Here is a 20,132-nt window from a genome sequence, read left to right as displayed (position 1 = left end):
GAGCGGTAGTTCAGTTGGTTAGAATACCTGCCTGTCACGCAGGGGGTCGCGGGTTCGAGCCCCGTCCGTTCCGCCACCCTATTAGGGGCGTAGTTCAATTGGTAGAGCACCGGTCTCCAAAACCGGGTGTTGGGGGTTCGAGTCCCTCCGCCCCTGCCAGAAAACGATCCTTTGCTTCGGCAAAGGATTTTTTTTTGCCTTTAAAAAAGCAAAAAAGAAAAACCAGCTAACTCTAACTGGCCTCTGATTTTCCCTGCTTACCTCTTTTTCCCGCAAATTCAGCTGTTTTGCCTGACCAGAATCGGGAATTTAAGCAACTGACGAATGTGAGCCTGCTGATCGCTGTTCTGCAACCAGACAGCATAGAGCGGACGAACAGCAACGGGCGTATCCGGGATCATCATCAACTCACTGTAAACACCCTGCCAGAAGTCCGGCAGGAACGCGCACGCTCCGGTGGTATGCAGCAGTTCACGGGTGACATGCGCCGACGTCGTGGACAGTACCGGCACATCATCAGCCCCGGTGAGGTAACTCTGATGCTGATGAAAATCTGCTCCCCATTCCAGCTTAATGTAATCATATTTTTCGCGTTTTTCGCTCTGCCGTGCGCAGAACAACGCCAGCGAAATATGACCAATCTGCTGACTGGTTAACTCATCCATCTTTGGTGCTTCAGTGGTGATCAACAGATCAAGCTGACGCTCATGAAGTTGCTTAACCAGCAGATGCCGTTGTGCCACGCGTGCTTCTAAATGCAGGCTCTCCCGATTCTCATACAACGTCTGTAGCCATGGTGTCAGATAAGCCTCCCACAGAGATGCACTGGCACCTATAGAAAGCTCATGATGCTGCTGAGTATGAGAAACCTCCTTCTTCGCCATCATCCAGGTGCTCATCAGGCTTTCAGCATAGGGAAGCAGTCGCTCTCCGGCCGCCGTCAGACGTATGTTATTGCGATGCCGTGTAAAAAGGTTAACGCCAAGCTGATTCTCTAACTGACGGATGCGAAAACTGACAGCAGATTGCGTGAGGTAAAGGGCTTCTGCAGCACGCCCGAAATGGCGTGTTCTGCTCACTTCCAGGAAAGTTTTCAGTAATTCCGTATCCACAGCGTTCTCCCAAAAAATGTTTGTCGTATAGATTTAAATGTTTTGTTTTACACTCTGTCAAGCCTATCTAATACTCCGCGCCATTAACAGCACGGCATTAGAAAATCAGGAGCGTGTAACATGGCGGAAAGCTTCTCAACAGAGAATCGTTTCTTTGATAACAAACATTACCCGCGTGGTTTCTCGCGCCACGGTGACTTTACTATTAAAGAAGCTCAACTTCTTGAACGCCACGGTTTCGCTTTTAATGAGCTGGATTTATCAAAGCGTGAGCCTGCAACCGAAGAAGAACGTTTGTTTATTGAAGTGTGTCGTGGCGTGCGTGAGCCGCAAACGGAAGCTGAGCGTGTATGGTCTAAGTATATGACCCGCATCAAGCGTCCTAAGCGTTTTCATACGCTGTCTGGCGGTAAACCGCAGATGGACACCGTTGAAGACTTTACCGACAGCGACGATTAACACAGAAGGGGCGAAAGCCCCTTTTTTATTGCAGGTTGTTATGCAGATGAATCATCAACCGATCAATCGTGCGATAACTGACCGCTTCCTGCAGATGATATCGTGTGATGTCTGCATCCCCGGCCAGGTCGGCCACCGTACGTGCTACTTTCAAAATCCGCTGCCATGCCCGTACCGATAAACCCAGCTTCTCCAGCACGGACTCCAGCCACTCCGCATCCTCTTTAGCAGGCTGACACCAGCGCATAATCTCCGCATTGTTTAAATGCGCATTTATTTTGCCAGCGCGAGCCAGCTGAATCTCACGCGCGGCGACCACCCGATGACGAACCTGCTCAGATGCTTCCGCTCTGGCGCGCTGACCGCTGAGCATACCACTCGGCAGTAGTGGTACCTCCAGCGAAAGATCAAAACGATCAAGAAAAGGGCCGGATAGCTTACTGAGATAACGCAGCACCTGCTGGGGTGAACAGCGGTTATGCTGCCCCTGATAATGGCCGGTTGGACTGGGATTCATCGCAGCAATCAACTGAAACCGTGCCGGGTAAGTGACTTTAGCGCGGGTGCGTGAAATAGCGATGATGCCCGACTCTATCGGCTCGCGCAGGGAGTCCAGCACCTTGCGATCAAATTCCGGTAGTTCATCCAGAAACAGCACGCCGTTGTGTGCCAGGGAGATCTCACCGGGCCGTGGCAGCGATCCCCCACCAATCAAAGCATAGAGAGACGCACTATGATGAGGTGACCTGAAAGGCCGGGTGCGCCACTGTCGGTGCAGAGTACTGCTGTTGACCAGACTGGCGATTGCTGCGCACTCCAGTGCTTCCTGATCGCTTAAAGCAGGCATGATGCCAGGCAGTCGGGTTGCGAGCATGGTTTTTCCGGTGCCAGGTGGCCCAATCAGCAACAGGTTGTGCCCGCCAGCCGCAGTGATCTCCAATGCTCTGCGTCCCTGTTTCTGACCAATGATATCCGCGAGATCCTCAGCAGGTGCGTCGCCCTGATGCTCAGGGTACTGGGCTGCTGGTAACGTGAGTTCATTGCGCAGAAAGGCACAGACTTCGCTGAGGTGAGAGGCTATAAGCGACGTACCCTGACGGATGAGTCCGACATCACCCTGATTTTCAGCGGAGAGAACCAGCTGCCGCCCAGCCCGAATGGCCAACATGGCCGCAGGAATCGAGCCCTGTACACTGCACAGTGCGCCGTCGAGTGCCAGTTCACCCAGAAACTCATAGTGCGTCAGCTTGTCGGCAGGAAGCTGCTCAGAGGCGACCAGAATGGCGATCGCCATGGGTAAGTCATACCGTCCGCCCTCTTTGGGTAAATCCGCCGGTGCCAGATTGATGGTGACGCGCTTTGCCGGAAAGGTAAAACCACTGTTAATAATGGCGCTGCGTACCCGCTCACGCGCCTCTTTCACCGTGGTTTCAGGCAGACCCACCAGTGTTAATGCAGGCAGGCCGTTACTGATGTGTGCCTCGATGGTCACCAGCGGGGCTTCCACTCCCAATGCTGCCCGGGTCAGAACTTTTGACAATGACATACTCGCTCCTTGTTGCTGCCAGTCTGGTGACAGCGTCGAAGGAAAGCGAGGGGATGATCCGCACTGTTCGTGATATCGCTCAGCCCATGTGTGCCTTTTTCATGGCGTATTAAAACATTGTGCGAGTGCGCGCAAATCCACCAAAACATTATTACGTCACTAAAGTGATGAATAATTATCATCATGTCATTATTTCTTTTATTACAGATTGATAGGAGGTGATTCAGCGACACGCGCTAAAAAAAGTCTGTAAAAAAAGTTGTGTCATGCCCCCTGACTATGATAACTCTGTAGGCATTACTTCGAACACGAAAAAGAATTGAACAACACATGAAAGCCCTTCTACAAGTGATTAGCCTGGTCGTGATTAGCGTGGTGGTGGTTATTAACCTACCGTGCGGGGCAACGCTTGGAGAAAGAAAGGCTTAAAAAACAAGCCTCGAATCCGAAAAAACCCCCGCACCGAAAGGTCCGGGGGTTTTTTTTCGACCCGAGGAAATATCAGTAAATCCACAAGGAACAAACAATGAACAGTAGCATAAAATTCTGTTGTTCCGGTCAGGACACAGGAGAATAGCGATGACAGGTGCACAGTGGGTAGTTCAGGCTTTACGCGCGCAGGGTGTTGATACCGTATTCGGTTACCCTGGCGGCGCCATCATGCCGGTATACGACGCGCTCTATGACGGCGGCGTGGAACACCTACTGTGTCGTCATGAGCAGGGCGCAGTGATGGCGGCGATTGGCTATGCCCGCTCAACCGGCAAAACTGGCGTCTGTATCGCAACCTCCGGCCCCGGCGCGACTAACCTGATCACCGGCCTGGCGGATGCCATGATGGATTCGGTGCCGATTGTTGCCGTAACAGGCCAGGTCTCCTCTGCCTTCATCGGCACCGATGCCTTCCAGGAGATCGACGTACTGGGACTCTCGCTGGCCTGCACAAAACATAGCTTCCTGGTCGAGTCGCTGGACGAGCTGCCCGCCATCATGGCAGAAGCCTTCGCGCTGGCGCAGTCGGGTCGTCCGGGTCCGGTACTGGTTGATATCCCGAAAGATATTCAGATTGCTCAGGGTGAGCCTGCACCGCATCTGGTCCCGGTAGAAGAGGGAAGCGCACTGCCACATCAGGCGATTCACGAAGCGCGCGCACTGATGGCGCAGGCCAGAAAACCAATGCTCTACGTTGGCGGCGGTGTTGGTCTGGCACAGGCTGTTCCGGTACTGCGTGCGCTGGCAGAAGAGACCGGTATTCCGGCAGTGGCTACCCTGAAAGGTTTAGGCAGCGTGGATCCATACAGTGATGTCTATATGGGCATGCTGGGGATGCACGGCACCAAAGCCGCCAATCTGGCTGTACAGGCGTGTGACCTGCTGATCGCGGTCGGTGCCCGTTTCGACGACCGCGTGACCGGCAAGCTGGATACCTTTGCACCGCACGCCAGCGTAATTCATCTCGACATCGATCCCGCTGAGTTAAACAAATTACGTCGCGCACATGTCTCTCTGCAGGGCGATCTCAACGAACTGCTGCCTGCCCTGAGTCAGCCTCTTAAAATCGACACCTGGCGTGATGAGGTGAAAGCGCTTAAAGCCAGTCACCCATGGCGCTATGACCATCCAGGCGACGCGATCTACGCACCGCTGTTGCTGAAGCAGCTTTCCGATCGCAAACCGGCCAATGCCGTGGTCACCACTGACGTCGGTCAGCATCAGATGTGGACGGCGCAACATATGGCATTCAGTGCACCGGAGAATTTCATCACCTCCAGCGGCTTAGGCACCATGGGCTTTGGTTTACCTGCTGCTATCGGCGCACAGGTTGCACGGCCGGACGATACGGTTATCTGTGTCTCGGGCGATGGTTCCATCATGATGAACATCCAGGAGCTGGGCACCATCAAGCGCGGCAAGCTGCCGGTCAAAATTGTACTGATGGATAATCAGCGTCTGGGTATGGTACGCCAGTGGCAGCAGCTCTTTTTTGACGGTCGCTACAGTGAAACCAATCTGTCCGACAATCCCGACTTCCTCACACTGGCCAGCGCGTTCAACATTCCCGGCCAGCGCATTACCCGTAAAGATCAGGTCGACGCCGCCCTTGATGCTCTGCTGAACAGCGAAGGTCCTTACTTCCTGCATGTTGCAATAGATGAGCATGAAAACGTCTGGCCACTGGTACCGCCGGGTGCCAGCAATGCAAACATGATGGAGAAAACCGTATGAACCAGCATCAATTGTCTATCGAAGCCCGTTTCCGCCCTGAAATATTAGAGCGCATTTTACGCGTCGTGCGTCACCGCGGTTTTCAGGTCTGTTCTATGAACATGGCCTCAGTCGCCAACGCAGAAAACATTAATATTGAAATGACCGTTGCCAGCCAGCGCTCCGTCGATTTACTGTCTTCGCAGTTAAGTAAATTGATCGACGTTGCATGCGTTCAGATTCAACAACAGACAACACAACAAATCCGCGCGTAGCCGCGAGAGGGAATAACAATGAGCACGAAGAAAGCAGACTTTATTTGGTTCAATGGCGAGATGGTTAAGTGGGAAGATGCGAAGGTCAGCGTCATGTCTCACGCGTTGCACTACGGTACGTCGGTATTTGAAGGCGTGCGCTGCTACGACTCTCACAAAGGACCGGTTGTGTTCCGTCATCGCGAACACATGCAACGTCTGCACGACTCCGCAAAAATCTACCGCTTCCCGATTAAAAGCAGCGTTGATGAGCTGATGGAAGCGTGCCGCGAAGTCATCCGCGTGAACAAACTTAAAAGTGCTTATATCCGTCCGCTGGCCTTTGTCGGCGATGTGGGCCTGGGTGTGAACCCGCCAGATGGTTTCACTACCGACGTGATCATTGCTGCATTCCCGTGGGGCGCATACCTGGGCGCTGAAGCGCTGGAGAACGGCATTGATGCCATGGTCTCCTCATGGAACCGCGTTGCGCCAAACACCCTGCCAACCGCCGCTAAAGCGGGTGGTAACTACCTCTCCTCACTGCTGGTGGGCAGTGAAGCTCGTCGTCACGGCTACCAGGAAGGTATCGCGCTTGATACCAATGGCCTGATCTCCGAAGGTGCAGGCGAAAACCTGTTTGAAGTCAAAGATGGCGTGCTCTATACCCCGCCATTTACCTCTTCGGCACTCCCGGGCATCACTCGCGATGCCATCATCACGCTGGCGCGTGATATGGGCATTGAAGTGCGTGAGCAGACCCTGTCGCGTGAATCTCTCTATCTGGCTGACGAAGTCTTTATGTCTGGCACCGCCGCAGAAATCACACCGGTGCGCAGCGTTGACCGCATTCAGGTTGGCGAAGGCAAACGTGGTCCGGTCACCAAACGCATCCAGGAGGCCTTCTTTGGTCTGTTCACCGGCGAAACAGAAGACAAATGGGGCTGGTTAGATCCGGTTAACCCATAATCAGATACAGCGCGGGCGTCATCTGACGTCCGCGAGCTTATTCTTACTGGAGTAAATAGAGCATGCCTAAGTACCGTTCAGCCACTACCACCCACGGCCGCAACATGGCGGGTGCCCGTGCCTTATGGCGCGCGACAGGAATGACCGACGACGATTTCGGCAAGCCGATTATCGCTGTGGTTAACTCATTCACCCAATTTGTACCTGGCCACGTTCACCTTCGCGACCTGGGTAAACTCGTCGCTGAGCAGATTGAAGCGGCGGGTGGTGTAGCTAAAGAATTCAACACCATCGCGGTGGATGACGGTATTGCCATGGGTCATGGCGGCATGCTGTATTCATTGCCTTCGCGCGAGCTGATTGCTGACTCGGTCGAGTACATGGTCAACGCGCACTGCGCCGACGCCATGGTCTGCATCTCCAACTGCGACAAAATTACCCCGGGAATGCTGATGGCGTCATTGCGCCTCAATATCCCGGTGATCTTTGTTTCCGGTGGGCCGATGGAAGCGGGTAAAACCAAGCTTTCAGACAAGATCATCAAGCTGGATCTGGTCGATGCGATGATTCAGGGTGCCAACCCGAACGTCAGCGATGCCGACAGCGATCAGATTGAACGTTCTGCCTGTCCGACCTGCGGCTCCTGCTCCGGTATGTTCACCGCCAACTCGATGAACTGCCTGACCGAAGCACTCGGCCTGTCGCAGCCTGGCAACGGTTCACTGCTGGCCACGCACGCCGATCGCAAAGAGTTGTTCATCAATGCCGGTAAGCGCATCGTCAGTCTGACCAAGCGCTACTACGAGCAGGATGACGTCAACATGCTGCCGCGTAACATTGCTAACAAGGCCGCTTTCGAGAACGCCATGATGCTGGATATCGCCATGGGCGGCTCCACCAACACCGTGCTGCACCTGCTGGCGGCTGCACAGGAAGGCGACATCGACTTCAATATCTCCGACATCGATCGCCTGTCACGTAAAGTGCCTCAGCTGTGTAAAGTCGCGCCAAGTACCCCGAAATACCACATGGAAGATGTGCATCGCGCGGGTGGCGTTTTCGCCATTCTGGGCGAGCTGGATCGCGCAGGTCTGTTCGACAGCAGCGCCCGTAACATCCTGCAGCAGACGATGCGTGAAACGCTGGATCAGTACGACATCATGCTGACCAAAGATCAGGCGGTAAAAGATATGTTTCGTGCTGGCCCGGCGGGCATCCGTACCACCCAGGCCTTCTCGCAGAACTGCCGCTGGGACACGCTGGATGATGACCGTGCCGAAGGCTGTATCCGCACCCGTGAAAATGCTTACTCACAGGACGGCGGTCTGGCCGTGCTCTACGGCAACATCGCCGAAGATGGCTGTATCGTTAAAACGGCGGGCGTAGACAAAGAGATCCTGACCTTCACCGGTCCGGCCAAAGTCTATGAAAGCCAGGATGACGCGGTTGAAGCGATTCTGGGCGGTAAAGTGGTGGCAGGCGATGTGGTCGTCATCCGCTACGAAGGACCAAAAGGCGGACCAGGCATGCAGGAAATGCTCTATCCGACCACCTATCTGAAATCGATGGGCCTGGGCAAAAGCTGCGCACTGATCACCGACGGTCGGTTCTCCGGCGGGACGTCGGGTCTCTCTATCGGTCATGCTTCGCCTGAAGCGGCTAACGGCGGCACCATTGCGCTGGTCAAAGATGGCGACACCATTGAAATCGATATCCCTAACCGCGGCATCAAACTCGCTGTGCCGGATAACGAACTGCATGCCCGCCGTGAAGAGCAGCAGGCACGTGGCGATGCGGCGTATACGCCGGTCAATCGTCAGCGTGAAGTCTCCTTTGCGCTGCGTGCTTACGCATTACTCGCGACCAGTGCTGACAAAGGCGCCGTCCGCGATAAGAGCAAGCTGGGAGGCTAAAAATGGCCGAGTCTCAACCGCTACCTGACGCGCCTGGCGGCGCCGAGTATTTGCGCGCAGTGCTGCGTTCACCGGTGTATGAAGTGGCACAGGTGACGCCGCTGCAGGTTATGGAAAAAATTTCAGCGCGTCTCGGCAACACCATTCTGGTGAAGCGGGAAGATCGCCAGCCTGTGCACAGTTTCAAGGTGCGCGGTGCTTACGCGATGATTGCCGGTCTGAACGAAGAGCAGAAAGCGCGCGGCGTGGTGACGGCGTCAGCCGGTAACCACGCGCAGGGCGTGGCGCTCTCCGCGACTAAGCTGGGCATCAAGTCACTGATTGTGATGCCGCTGGCGACCGCAGACATCAAGGTTGATGCGGTGCGCGCATTTGGCGGTGAGGCTTTCCTGTTTGGCGCCAATTTTGATGAGGCAAAAGCCAAAGCGATAGAACTCGCTGAACAGCGCGGCTACACCTTCGTGCCACCGTTTGACCATCCGGCCGTGATTGCCGGACAGGGCACGCTGGCGATGGAGCTGTTGCAGCAGGATGCGCACCTTGACCGGGTCTTTGTCCCGGTGGGTGGTGGCGGTCTGGCAGCGGGCGTCGCGGTGCTGATCAAACAGCTGATGCCGCAAATCAAAGTTATCGCGGTGGAGTCAGAGGATTCAGCCTGCCTGAAAGCCGCACTGGAAGCGGGTCATCCAGTCGATCTGCCACGCGTCGGGCTGTTTGCCGAAGGTGTAGCAGTCAAACGGATCGGCAGCGAAACCTTCCGGCTCTGTCAGGCCTACATTGATGACATCATCACCGTCGACAGCGATGCGATTTGCGCTGCGATGAAAGATCTGTTCGAAGATGTTCGTGCTGTGGCGGAACCGTCTGGCGCGCTGGCGCTGGCGGGCATGAAGAAGTATATCCAGCAGCACGAGATCAAAGGCGAGCGGCTGGCGCATGTCTTATCCGGCGCCAACGTCAACTTCCACGGTCTGCGTTACGTTTCAGAGCGCTGCGAGCTGGGCGAACAGCGGGAAGCGCTGCTGGCCGTCACCATTCCGGAACAGCAGGGCAGCTTCCTGCGCTTCTGCCAGACGCTGGGCGGACGTTCCATCACTGAGTTCAACTATCGCTACGCCGATGCGGACAAAGCCTGCATCTTTGTTGGTGTACGTCTGACCCGTGGCGTGGAAGAGCGCAGCGAGATCATCAGCGAACTCACCAGCGGCGGTTATCAGGTGGTCGATCTTTCAGATGATGAGATGGCGAAACTGCACGTGCGTTACATGGTGGGCGGACGTCCCTCCAAGCCGCTTCGTGAACGACTCTTCAGCTTTGAATTTCCGGAGGCACCTGGCGCGTTGCTGAAGTTCCTGCAGACGCTAGGCACCCACTGGAATATCTCGCTGTTTCACTACCGCAGCCATGGCACCGACTACGGTCGTGTACTGGCGGCTTTTGAACTCGGCAGCGATGAGCCACGTTTCGAGGAGCATCTCACCGACTTGGGTTACGACTTTCATGACGAAAGCCAGAATCCGGCGTTCCGCTTCTTTCTGTCAGGCCACTGATTACAGCTGGCTCCAGAAAGCACTGATCAGCGGCTCTCCGAGCCGCTTTTTTTGCACGCAGATGCCGAGTTCGAACGGCGCAACCGAGTCAATATTCTCCAGCAACAGCACGCGGTTCCGCACCGGATCCGGACTGTTCTCCAGCACCACATCCGGCAACAGTGCAATACCGCAACCCAGCGCCACCATCGAGACAATCGCCTCATGACCCGATACCGTGGCGTAAATGACCGGATTCGGGATGCGCTGACGGCGGAACCAGAGATCGATACGCCGCCGTGCGGGGCCCTGCACAGGCAGGATAAAGGGAATTTTTGACCAGTCGGGCTGCGGCTGTGTGGCCTGGGTACGAACGGCACAGGGCAGAGCGGGCGCAATCAGCACCAGCGGGATCAGCCCCAGTGGCATAAAATCAATGCTGGCGGGCAGGGTTTCAGGCCGTCCGGCAATCGCCAGATCGGCATCGCCGGAGTGCACTTTTTCCACTGCATCCGCGGCATCGCCGGTATCCAGTTTGATTTCGACCTGAGGATGTTCCGCGCGAAAGCGGTCGAGAATAGGCGGCAGATGGCTATAGGCCGCCGTCACAGAACAGAACAGTCGCAGTTCGCCGCTGAGTGACGGGCCGTTAAGATCCATCACATGGCGCAGTTGCTGATACTGCAACAGTGTCTGCTGGGCAAACTGGCGCAGGCGTTCACCCGCTTCCGTTAATGTCACGGTGCGGTTATCACGCAGAAACAGCGCATGGCCGACATCTTCTTCGAGCCGCTGGATCTGGCGTGACAGCGTGGAAGGGCTGACATGCATTGCACGCGCAGTGCGCCCAAAGTGGCAGCTTTCTGCCAGATGAAGAAACAGTTTCAGATCCCGTAAATCCATGTGCGCGTCGCCTCTGGGTGGTGTTGCATTTATTGCAATGTGACGTTGTTAATATATCAATTTAAGCAACAGAATTCCTGTCATATGATGGGGTCATTCGCGGCGCTGCATGAATCGCCGTTCCTGAACAAAAAAAGCAAACACAACCTTACCGGAGTACCCATGGCTAACTATTTCAACACATTGAACCTGCGCAACCAGCTGGCACAATTAGGCAAATGCCGTTTCATGGCGCGTGATGAATTCGCGGATGGTGCCAGTTTCCTGAAAGGCAAAAAAGTCGTTATCGTTGGCTGTGGTGCGCAGGGCCTGAACCAGGGTCTGAACATGCGTGATTCCGGTCTGGACGTCGCCTATGCACTGCGTGCCGAAGCGATTGCGGAGAAACGCCCTTCATGGCGCAAAGCGACCGATAACGGTTTCAAAGTGGGTACCTACGAAGAACTGATCCCGCAGGCTGACCTGGTGGTTAACCTGACGCCAGACAAGCAGCACTCCGCTGTAGTTCAGGCTGTTCAGCCGCTGATGAAAGATGGCGCTGCGCTGGGCTACTCACACGGTTTCAACATCGTTGAAGTGGGCGAAAGCATTCGTAAAGACATCACCGTCGTGATGGTGGCACCTAAGTGTCCGGGTACTGAAGTCCGTGAAGAGTACAAACGTGGCTTTGGTGTTCCGACGCTGATCGCGGTTCACCCGGAAAACGATCCAAAAGGCGAAGGCATGGCGATTGCTAAAGCCTGGGCAGCAGCAACCGGCGGCGATCGCGCTGGCGTGCTGGAATCCTCCTTCGTTGCAGAAGTGAAATCTGACCTGATGGGTGAGCAGACCATCCTGTGCGGCATGTTGCAGGCTGGTTCACTGCTCTGCTTCGACAAGCTGGTGGCTGAAGGTACCGACCCGGCTTACGCAGAAAAACTGATTCAGTTCGGCTGGGAAACCATCACCGAGTCACTGAAGTTTGGTGGCATCACCCTGATGATGGATCGTCTCTCTAACCCGGCTAAACTGCGTGCTTATGCGCTGTCAGAGCAGCTGAAAACCATCATGGCTCCGCTGTTCCAGAAGCACATGGATGACATCATCTCCGGTGAATTCTCTTCCGGCATGATGGCGGACTGGGCGAATGATGATAAAAATCTGCTGACCTGGCGTGAAGAGACCGGCCAGACCGCATTCGAAACCGCCTCACAGTATGAAGGCAAAATCGAAGAGCAGGAGTACTACGACAAAGGTGTTGTGATGGTTGCGATGGTTAAAGCGGGCGTTGAGCTGGCGTTTGAAACCATGGTAGACGCCGGCATCATTGAAGAGTCTGCATACTACGAATCACTGCATGAACTGCCGCTGATCGCGAACACCATTGCCCGTAAGCGCCTGTATGAAATGAACGTGGTGATCTCCGATACAGCCGAATATGGTAACTACCTGTTCTCCTTCGCTGCGGTGCCGCTGTTGAAAGAGTTCATGACTACGCTGCAGCCAGGCGATCTGGGTAAAGCGGTTGAAGGCACGCAAGTCGATAACGCGCAGTTGCGTGACGTTAACGAAGCGGTTCGCCAGCATCCGATTGAAACCGTTGGCCGTAAGCTGCGTGGCTACATGACCGACATGAAGCGTATCGCTGTCGCAGGTTAATTACCGGCATCACAGTTTTCAGCAAAACAAACCCCGGCTTGCCGGGGTTTGTTCGTTATGAATGCGTTAAAAAGGTGATTTGTTATTTAAACAGGAGGTTTTTTAATATCTTTAAATAATACACTAACCTATATTCCAATAATCCCCTTCCTGATAATTAATTGATAATATGACGTTATTAATCAATTTATTTTCCTATGTCGGCGTTACACCTTTAATTAAATAAAAAGCTATCAATTAAAAACTTTTTGCCTATGAAAATGATTTTTTGCGAGGCGAGGCACTGGTTATTGATGTTTTTTGCAACTGGTCTGATGAAACTGGCAAAGCTTCAAAGGTTTTTGAGTGTATTGTTGCTAGCATCATGTGCTGAGTTATCACTATGCCTCTTCAATAATAACCTTCTTCCTTGATTGAGGTTACTCATTTTTATTCAATTTATTGAAGTGAGGTCGGTCATTAATGAAAGAGTGACGTATTGGTTTCTTAACTAATCAATGGGAAGTTTTCAATTAGCAAAATGGAGTTGCCATGATAAATTTCAGATTTTTGTTCTCGTTTCTAATAACGATGCCTTATGCATATGCCGTTACAGACGCGCCTGTAACACTATCTGTTTCTGGAATGAATACGACGATGAGCAATGGACTGCTCAACGTTTCTTTTAAAGAGGATGGCAGTGCTGACCGAATTGAAAAAGATGGGATTAATCTCCTAACGCAGCTCTCTGGGGCAGAGCGTGATCCCAGTAAAAAACGGAGTGCTTATCTGGACTATTACGTTAAAGGCGTAAAGGATTTCATTCCTGACCATATCTCCGTGATTAAAAATGATAAAAATATCGCGCATGTTGCCTATGTGGATGAGCGTAACGGATTATTACGCCTTGAATATCATTTGATTATGCGGAAAGGTGTGAGTGGTATCTACAGTTATGTAGTGGCTGAAAATAAAAGTCGTGAGAATATTAAAGTAAGTGAATTACGTAACGTATATCGTTTTAACCCCCACCTGCTCGATCATTTGTTCAGCGGTGAACGACAGGGGCGAATGCCTCTGTATGGCGAACTTGAAAAAATGCCAAAAATACAGGATGAAACCTGGCGTCTTCCTGATAATCGGATCTACACAAAATATGATTTTGCCGGATATCAGCGCGGTAATCCTTTCTGGGGTGTTTACGGAAATCAGATCGGCGCATGGCTTATTCACGCTAGTGGAGAATATTTTTCAGGGGATGCGCTTAAGCAGGATCTTCTGGTTCATCAGGATGCGATCATTCTCAACTACATGACCGGTGCTCATATGGGTACACCGGATATGATCGCTCCGCCTGGGTGGAAAAAATTGTATGGTCCCTGGTTGTTATACATTAATCAGGGCGATACGCAGAAAATGTTGGCTGATGCAAACTCTCGGTCTGAGGCTGAACGTGCTTCCTGGCCTTATCGCTGGATGGATGACAAACGCTATGTACAGAATCGTACTAACGTTCTGGGCCAGGTCAATACGTCCACAGCTGTAACCATTGTTCTTTCCTCTTCTCCCGATGAAGAGTTCGACATCCAGACGCTTGGCAACCTTTTCTATACTAACCCGGACAGGGCGGGACGCTTCCAGATAAGCAATGTCATTCCCGGCAATTATCAACTCTCTGTTTATGCTAATGGCGGAAATCAGGCCGGAATTCTTGCGCGACAAACGATTACCATTGAGGGCAAAGAACAAAAAATTGGCACGATTACACTTCCAGCACCTGCACCTGTTATATGGGCAATAGGAGAGGCAAATCGTCAGGCGCGGGAGTTTCGTTTTGGTAAAGAGGAGCGTAATTATCGCTGGCAACATGCTGTTCCTGCCAGGCTGACATTCGATATCGGGCAAAGCGATTATGCGAATGACTGGTATTACGCTCAAACTAAACCGGGCGTGTGGGATATTCGGTTTAACATGAAACCGAATAAGCGTATTTACTGGCTTAATATCGCCTTAGCGGCTGCAAGTAATAATGGCATGCAATCTGTCAACTCCTCTCCAGCGTTAACGATTAAAGTTAATGGCACAGCTCTAAAAACGCTGAAATATGAAAACGATAAAACGCTATATCGTAGTGCATTGCGTAATGGCCGTTATCACTTTGAAAGAATACCTGTTGATGCAAAGTTGTTGCTTCAGGGTAAAAACACTGTCTCGCTTGAGCTTAATGGCGGTAGCGTAATGTATGACATCATTACTCTTACAGAATAAGCCAACGTTCCTGTCTCACTCTTCACGATGCTATTACTGATATGCCTTAAACTGGATTTTTTAAAGCAAGGAAATATAAAATGATAATAAAGACCGCCAGAACGCTCGGCATGTTGTTCGTCATTCATCCTCTCGGTTTTGTGAATGCGACTGAAGTTGTGTTAAGAGATGTAAGTATAGATTATCGACATGAATATCGAACGCGTGACCGTAATCATTATGATAAATTAACCCTGGCTACAAAGTTACCTGATAATTATTCTTTTGCAGTGGAGACAAAATTTAAAACTGGTGGAAAAGATACAAAAGATAAATATTATTATGATCCTGTTCTGAATGCAGTTGAAATGACACTGGCAAAAAAAATCACTTTTGGAAACTGGTCAATATCACCTTTATTTCAGCCTGAGTTTAATTCAACGAGAACGGAATGGAAGTTCGGGGTTTCTCCCTGGTATAAAGTGAACGAAAGCTGGTCAGTCGGAGGTTTGTACCGTCTGGAGTTAACGGATTATGCTCATGATAACGCGTCGTGTGCTAATTGTACGACCAACAAACATCGCACGGTTAATCGTGTAGATGGCTATATACGCTATCGCTGGAATGATTTAAGTACCACTTATAAAATTATTTACATGCATGGTGATGAAAGGCTGTTTGCCAAAAAGCGGTACAATTATGAGCAAGTGCTACATTTTAGTTATTCATTAGGTGAAAAAAGAGAGTGGAGTCCCTATTTCAGCTTTGGTGATATAAGCCGTAGCTCGCTCACCAGCGAAAGGCAATTGCGCTTGCGTACGGGCATTGCTTACGTCTTTAAGTGACACGAATATTTAAAGAAAAATCATGCTGACAAACTGAAAAGTAGCAGACTGGAATGACAGAAAGGCAATTTCGCTTTTGCGTATAAGTAAAAGGTAGAATAAAGAGCAATCAACCCGGCTATAGCCGGGTTGATTGCCATTCTCTACAACGACTGATTACGCGTCTCTTTACAGGCCAGCAACGCAATCAGCGTCAGTACCGCCATCGACGCCAGATAAAGTCCCACCGCCTGCAAACCATAATTCGCATTCAGCCAGGTCGCGATATAAGGCGCAACAGAGGCACCCAGAATCGATGAGAGGTTATAGGAGAACGATGCGCCGGTATAACGCACTTCGGTCGGGAACAGCTCCGGCAGCAGCGCGCCCATCGGACCAAACGTCAGGCCCATAATGCTCAGACCCAGCAACAGAAACGCCATCACCAGCGCCTGCGATCCGGAACCGAGCATCGCCGGGAACAGGAACGAAAACGCGATAATCATCAGCGTAATGGTAATCATCGTCTTGCGGCGACCAAAGCGGTCAGCCAGCAAACCGGCAATCGGCACCATCACCCCAAAGCCAATCACCGCCAGCATCAGCATCCACAACATACTATTACGCGGAATACCCAGGCCAGCAGGTGCTGCTGTGGTCCCGTAGCTCATCGAATAGACGGTCATGATATAGAACAGCGTATAGGTCGCCAGCATGATAAAGGTGCCGAGAATAGTGGCGGTCAGATGCTTGCTCAACAGCGCCGCAATCGGCACCCGAACCTGCTTCTTCTCTTTCTGCACTTTGGCAAAGACCGGGCTTTCATGCAGCGAAACGCGCACATACAGGCCAATCAGCACCAGCACGGCAGAGAGAATAAATGGCACGCGCCAGCCCCACTGCATAAACTGCTCGTCGGTCAGCAGCCATGAAAGCAGCAGAAAAGTCCCGTTAGCGAAGAAAAAGCCAATTGGCGCACCCAGCTGAGGGAACGAACCATAAAGCGCACGCTTCTTCGCCGGAGCATTTTCCGTCGCCAGCAGCGCTGCGCCACCCCATTCACCACCCAGTCCCAGTCCCTGACCAAAACGCGCCAGCGCCAGAAGCAGCGGCGCTATCACGCCGATCGTCTCATAGCTGGGCAGCAGACCAATCACCACGGTGGAAATACCCATGGTCAGCAGAGAGGCAACCAGCGTGGCTTTGCGACCCACGCGATCGCCAAAGTGACCAAACACGGCAGAGCCAATCGGACGTGCGATAAAGGCGATAGCAAACGTGGCCAGCGACTGTAGCGTCGCGACCGTGGCATCACCCTGCGGGAAGAAAATGTGTGGGAAAACAATCACTGCAGCAGTGGCATAAATATAAAAGTCGAAGAACTCGATGGCCGTTCCGACCAGCGAGGCAATTACCACTTTACTGCGTGAGTTAACCGGCGTGGGATCCTGCTGTTTGTCGATTGTGTCTGTGAGGGAGGCTTGCATAACTGTTTCTTATTTGTAAATACAGACAAAGAATCTTACGCATCTGCCAGAGCGCATTCAATGATGAAAACCCGCGCCCCGTCTGGCTTCAGCGGGTGAAAAGTGGATAATTTCTGTGGTGCTGCGAATACCGGGCGATACCGGGGTAAACCGGACGATATCTGGCGGGATACTCTAAGAAAGGGCTAAATAAAAGTGATCCCTCAGCTATTCATCCTGTTATATGGTTAAAAAATAGCCGAAGGGTAATATTTTCCGCTGTTGTAAACGGATTACGATGACTTGTGTCGTGATGCACTGCCCGCTTCAGGCATCTGTGGGTCGTCTTTATATTTGGCGGTGGCGATCCACGCCGCACAGAAAAGCGTCAGACGGGCGAAGAAGTAGAAAAACGCCATCAGGCCGAGCACAGAACCAAAGGCCGCACCGGAAGGCGAGGTCGCCAGCTTCGGCAGCGTCAGCGTCATCACAAACTTGATTACCTCAAAGCCGATTGCCGCCAGCAGAGTGCCGCGGAACAACGCTTTCTTACGCGGCTTATGACGCGGCAGGATCCAGAAAATCCACAGAAACAACAGATAGTTCGCCATAACGGAAATCGAGGTGGCGATAATGGTCAGGGCAGGTCGTAACCAGTCGATGCCATCCAGGCCCAGCGCACTCACGATCAAGGCCTGCGCAGAACCGGCTACCGAGGTCAGTGACAGCGTAATCACCAGTGCCAGCATCAGACCGGTCAGCGACAGCAGATCACGGATATAACGTTTCCAGATCTTCTCTTTGTCATCCGGTTTCCGTTCCCACACATCCCGCGACTGGGCACGAATCGCTTCACGGAGGTTACCCATCCAGTTAAGACCGGAGTAGAGTGCCAGCAGTAAACCAGTAATCCCCACGGTGGCACGCTGCTGAATGGCGGTATTCACTGTATTCTTCAGTGTGGTCGCCAGCGTCGGGTCGCTGATGCTGCTGACGATTTTGTTGATGATGTCGGTCAGCAAATCCTGATTCGATGCCAGCACAAAACCCACGGCGGCAAACGACACCATCAGAATGGGGATCAGCGATAAAAACGAAAAATAAGTAATGGCAGCGCCAAACTGGCTGCCGAGCCGATCGTTAAAGCGGTCAAGGGCGCGAATAAAATGCGCCACCGCCGGAATAGCCTGAAACCAGGTGGCGAAACGCGACACGCGAACAATGGATTCATCCACGGTGTGATTGCCGGTTTTAATGTCGATAAGCGGCTTTTGTGGCTGCAAATCCTGCGGTTTTTCCTGCTTGTCTGTCATAGACCTTTACTGTCCTGTTTATCATTAAAATCAAAGTATAGCCGCTCAGGTGACGTACTCCTGTAACACCTGGCTCAGCCACTCCATAAATACCCGCACGCGTCGTGCCACATTGCGCCGGTGCGGGTAGAGCAGATGGATCGGCATCGGTCTGGCGGGGAAGCGATGCAGCACTTCCACCAGCTCGCCCCTTTCCAGTAATGTCTGAATCCCGGCGGCAGGCACCTGAATAATGCCTAATCCTGCCAGACAGGCGGCGCGATAGGTTTCGGTGCTGTTCACCGTCACCACGCCGCCGGTATGAACGTAATGGCACTGCCTGCCATCAAAATATTCAAAACCGGATGATGCCTGACCAAGCTGCTGGCTGTAATGCACCATCGCATGCTGCGACAGCTCTTCCAGACGGGTCGGCATGCCGAACCGCGAAAGGTAGCCAGGACTGGCGCAGTTGATCAAGGTATGGGTACCAATTTTTCGCGCTATCAGGCCCGAATCCTTGAGCTCGCCGACCCGAAGTACGCAGTCAAACCCTTCGCGGATCACATCCACCTGGCGGTCGCTGCTGCTCAGCTCAATTTCCACGCCGGGGTAGTGCTGCAAAAATTCCGGCAGCCTTGGCAGGACAAAACCGGTGGCCATCGCCACTGACATATCCACCCGCAGTTTACCGCTGAGCGAGGCGGGCTCGTGCTGGAAAAGGCTGTCCATATCGTCAATCATCGACAGTAAATCCAGACAGCGATCGTAATAGACTAATCCATCCTGGGTTAGTTGCACCCGGCGCGTGGTGCGATGCAGCAAACGCGTTGCCATTTGGTTCTCCAGCGCCTGAATCTGCCTCGATACGCTGCCTTTTGGTACGCCTAAGCTCTCTGCCGCTCGGGTAAAACTGCCCATTTCGGCCACCCGCACAAACACCTGCATTGCGTGAATTTTGTCCATGTTGTTCACCGATTGTTGTTTTTATTGAAACAGTGATGCGCATTTAACCCTGTTTATAGATCAATAATTCGCGAATATCCTTAACCCGTGTTCAATTTTTCAACAGGTGTGAGCGATGAATCAGAAAGTAGCGTTAATTACCGGCGGAAACCGTGGCTTAGGCCGGAATGGAGCCTTAAAACTGGCTGCCAGAGGCACAGATATCATTTTTACGTACCGCAGCCATGCTGATGAGGCGCAGACGGTGGTAAAGGAAATTGAGGCGCTGGGAAGGCGCGCCGTGGCGCTGGCACTGGATGTTGGCGAAACTGGCCAGTTCGATCGCTTTGTCGGAGACGTGAAACAGGCACTGCAGCAGCAGTGGCAGCGTGAGCGATTTGACTATTTAGTGAACAACGCCGGGCACGGACACTATAAGCCCTTTACCGACACCACCGAGGCGGAATTTGATGCGCTGGTGAATGTGCATTTCAAAGGGCCTTACTTCCTGACCCAGAAGCTGCTGCCGCTGATCAATGACGGTGGCCGCATCCTGAATATCTCCAGCGGGCTGACCCGCCTGGTCTATCCTGGCTCCTCGACCTATGCGTCAATGAAAGGGGCGATGGAAGTGCTGACGCGCTATCAGGCGAAAGAGCTGGGTGAACGGCGCATTCGCGTCAATATCCTGGCCCCTGGCGCGATAGAGACCGACTTCGGTGGTGGCCGGGTGCGCGATACCCGCGAGATTAACGATCAGATTGCCGGACTGACGGCGCTGGGCCGGGTCGGATTGCCGGATGATATCGGCGACGCCATCAGTGCGATCCTCAGTGACGAAACGGGCTGGA

At 52.7% G+C, this 20,132-nt stretch carries 17 protein-coding genes and 1 tRNA gene; 12 read left to right on the top strand and 6 right to left on the bottom strand.

The annotated features are described in order from the left end of the window. The first annotated feature begins 83 nt into the window (after window positions 1-83). Window positions 84-159: transfer RNA gene (locus AC2LB6_RS23495), tRNA-Trp, on the top strand. Window positions 160-278: 119 nt separating this feature from the next. On the opposite strand, the gene hdfR is transcribed toward AC2LB6_RS23495, so the two are convergent. Further along, a complete protein-coding gene (hdfR, locus tag AC2LB6_RS23490) occupies window positions 279-1,112 on the bottom strand; it encodes an HTH-type transcriptional regulator HdfR (RefSeq protein WP_490095310.1) in 834 nt (277 codons plus the stop codon). 120 nt (window positions 1,113-1,232) lie between these two features. On the opposite strand from hdfR, the gene AC2LB6_RS23485 reads away from it, so the two are divergent. Then, on the top strand, window positions 1,233-1,571 hold the full coding sequence (locus AC2LB6_RS23485) for a MaoP family protein (protein ID WP_010253568.1): 339 nt from the start codon (window positions 1,233-1,235) through the stop codon (window positions 1,569-1,571). A gap of 25 nt (window positions 1,572-1,596) precedes the next feature. On the opposite strand, the gene AC2LB6_RS23480 is transcribed toward AC2LB6_RS23485, so the two are convergent. Then, complete coding sequence (locus AC2LB6_RS23480; RefSeq protein ID WP_490095309.1) at window positions 1,597-3,117, bottom strand: YifB family Mg chelatase-like AAA ATPase; 1,521 nt, start codon at window positions 3,115-3,117, stop codon at window positions 1,597-1,599. 330 nt (window positions 3,118-3,447) lie between these two features. Between AC2LB6_RS23480 and ilvL the strand changes: the two genes are divergently transcribed. From ilvL to ilvA, 6 genes are all read left to right on the top strand, one after another. Beyond that, window positions 3,448-3,546, top strand: coding sequence for an ilv operon leader peptide (gene ilvL / locus AC2LB6_RS23475; protein WP_072101316.1), 99 nt, complete (start codon window positions 3,448-3,450; stop codon window positions 3,544-3,546). Window positions 3,547-3,696: 150 nt separating this feature from the next. Further along, window positions 3,697-5,343, top strand: a complete 1,647-nt coding sequence (gene ilvG / locus AC2LB6_RS23470) for an acetolactate synthase 2 catalytic subunit (protein ID WP_490095308.1) — start codon at window positions 3,697-3,699, stop codon at window positions 5,341-5,343. Further along, window positions 5,340-5,597, top strand: coding sequence for an acetolactate synthase 2 small subunit (gene ilvM, locus AC2LB6_RS23465; protein ID WP_008926359.1), 258 nt, complete (start codon window positions 5,340-5,342; stop codon window positions 5,595-5,597). The genes ilvG and ilvM overlap by 4 nt, the downstream gene beginning before the upstream one ends. A gap of 18 nt (window positions 5,598-5,615) precedes the next feature. Continuing rightward, complete coding sequence (locus AC2LB6_RS23460) at window positions 5,616-6,545, top strand: branched-chain amino acid transaminase (protein ID WP_090967023.1); 930 nt, start codon at window positions 5,616-5,618, stop codon at window positions 6,543-6,545. Window positions 6,546-6,607: 62 nt separating this feature from the next. Beyond that, on the top strand, window positions 6,608-8,458 hold the full coding sequence (gene ilvD, locus AC2LB6_RS23455; protein WP_090967022.1) for a dihydroxy-acid dehydratase: 1,851 nt from the start codon (window positions 6,608-6,610) through the stop codon (window positions 8,456-8,458). A 2-nt stretch (window positions 8,459-8,460) separates the two neighbouring features. After that, complete coding sequence (ilvA, locus tag AC2LB6_RS23450) at window positions 8,461-10,008, top strand: threonine ammonia-lyase, biosynthetic (RefSeq protein ID WP_090967021.1); 1,548 nt, start codon at window positions 8,461-8,463, stop codon at window positions 10,006-10,008. Here the strand turns inward: ilvA and ilvY are convergent, their stop codons facing one another. After that, a complete protein-coding gene (ilvY, locus tag AC2LB6_RS23445) occupies window positions 10,009-10,890 on the bottom strand; it encodes an HTH-type transcriptional activator IlvY (protein WP_008926355.1) in 882 nt (293 codons plus the stop codon). A gap of 162 nt (window positions 10,891-11,052) precedes the next feature. Here ilvY and ilvC point away from each other — a divergent pair, with 162 nt between their 5' ends. The 3 genes from ilvC to AC2LB6_RS23430 all read left to right on the top strand — a co-directional run bounded on the left by ilvC (window position 11,053) and on the right by AC2LB6_RS23430 (window position 15,599). Continuing rightward, window positions 11,053-12,528, top strand: coding sequence for a ketol-acid reductoisomerase (gene ilvC, locus AC2LB6_RS23440; protein ID WP_010253551.1), 1,476 nt, complete (start codon window positions 11,053-11,055; stop codon window positions 12,526-12,528). A gap of 531 nt (window positions 12,529-13,059) precedes the next feature. Continuing rightward, window positions 13,060-14,775, top strand: coding sequence for a polysaccharide lyase family protein (locus AC2LB6_RS23435; RefSeq protein WP_490095307.1), 1,716 nt, complete (start codon window positions 13,060-13,062; stop codon window positions 14,773-14,775). 80 nt (window positions 14,776-14,855) lie between these two features. After that, the gene (locus tag AC2LB6_RS23430; protein ID WP_490095306.1) at window positions 14,856-15,599 is read left to right on the top strand and encodes an oligogalacturonate-specific porin KdgM family protein; all 744 of its coding nucleotides are present in this window, start codon (window positions 14,856-14,858) and stop codon (window positions 15,597-15,599) included. A 143-nt stretch (window positions 15,600-15,742) separates the two neighbouring features. Here the strand turns inward: AC2LB6_RS23430 and AC2LB6_RS23425 are convergent, their stop codons facing one another. The 3 genes from AC2LB6_RS23425 to AC2LB6_RS23415 all read right to left on the bottom strand — a co-directional run bounded on the left by AC2LB6_RS23425 (window position 15,743) and on the right by AC2LB6_RS23415 (window position 19,302). Next, on the bottom strand, window positions 15,743-17,065 hold the full coding sequence (locus AC2LB6_RS23425) for an MFS transporter (protein ID WP_490095305.1): 1,323 nt from the start codon (window positions 17,063-17,065) through the stop codon (window positions 15,743-15,745). Between the two features lie 272 nt (window positions 17,066-17,337). Beyond that, window positions 17,338-18,357 carry an inner membrane protein YhjD gene (gene yhjD / locus AC2LB6_RS23420; RefSeq protein WP_490095304.1) on the bottom strand — a complete coding sequence of 340 codons (1,020 nt, stop codon included), beginning with the start codon at window positions 18,355-18,357 and terminating at the stop codon, window positions 17,338-17,340. 45 nt (window positions 18,358-18,402) lie between these two features. Continuing rightward, window positions 18,403-19,302, bottom strand: a complete 900-nt coding sequence (locus AC2LB6_RS23415; protein WP_490095303.1) for a LysR family transcriptional regulator — start codon at window positions 19,300-19,302, stop codon at window positions 18,403-18,405. A gap of 115 nt (window positions 19,303-19,417) precedes the next feature. Between AC2LB6_RS23415 and AC2LB6_RS23410 the strand changes: the two genes are divergently transcribed. Next, window positions 19,418-20,132, top strand: a 715-nt coding sequence (locus AC2LB6_RS23410; protein ID WP_490095302.1) for an SDR family NAD(P)-dependent oxidoreductase, incomplete at its 3' end; no start/stop codon positions are given.

It is taken from the genome of Pantoea sp. RCC30.1 (assembly GCF_058148845.1).
The sequence above is the reverse complement of the archived record's forward strand: the minus strand, read 5'-3'. Positions and strand labels throughout refer to the sequence as shown.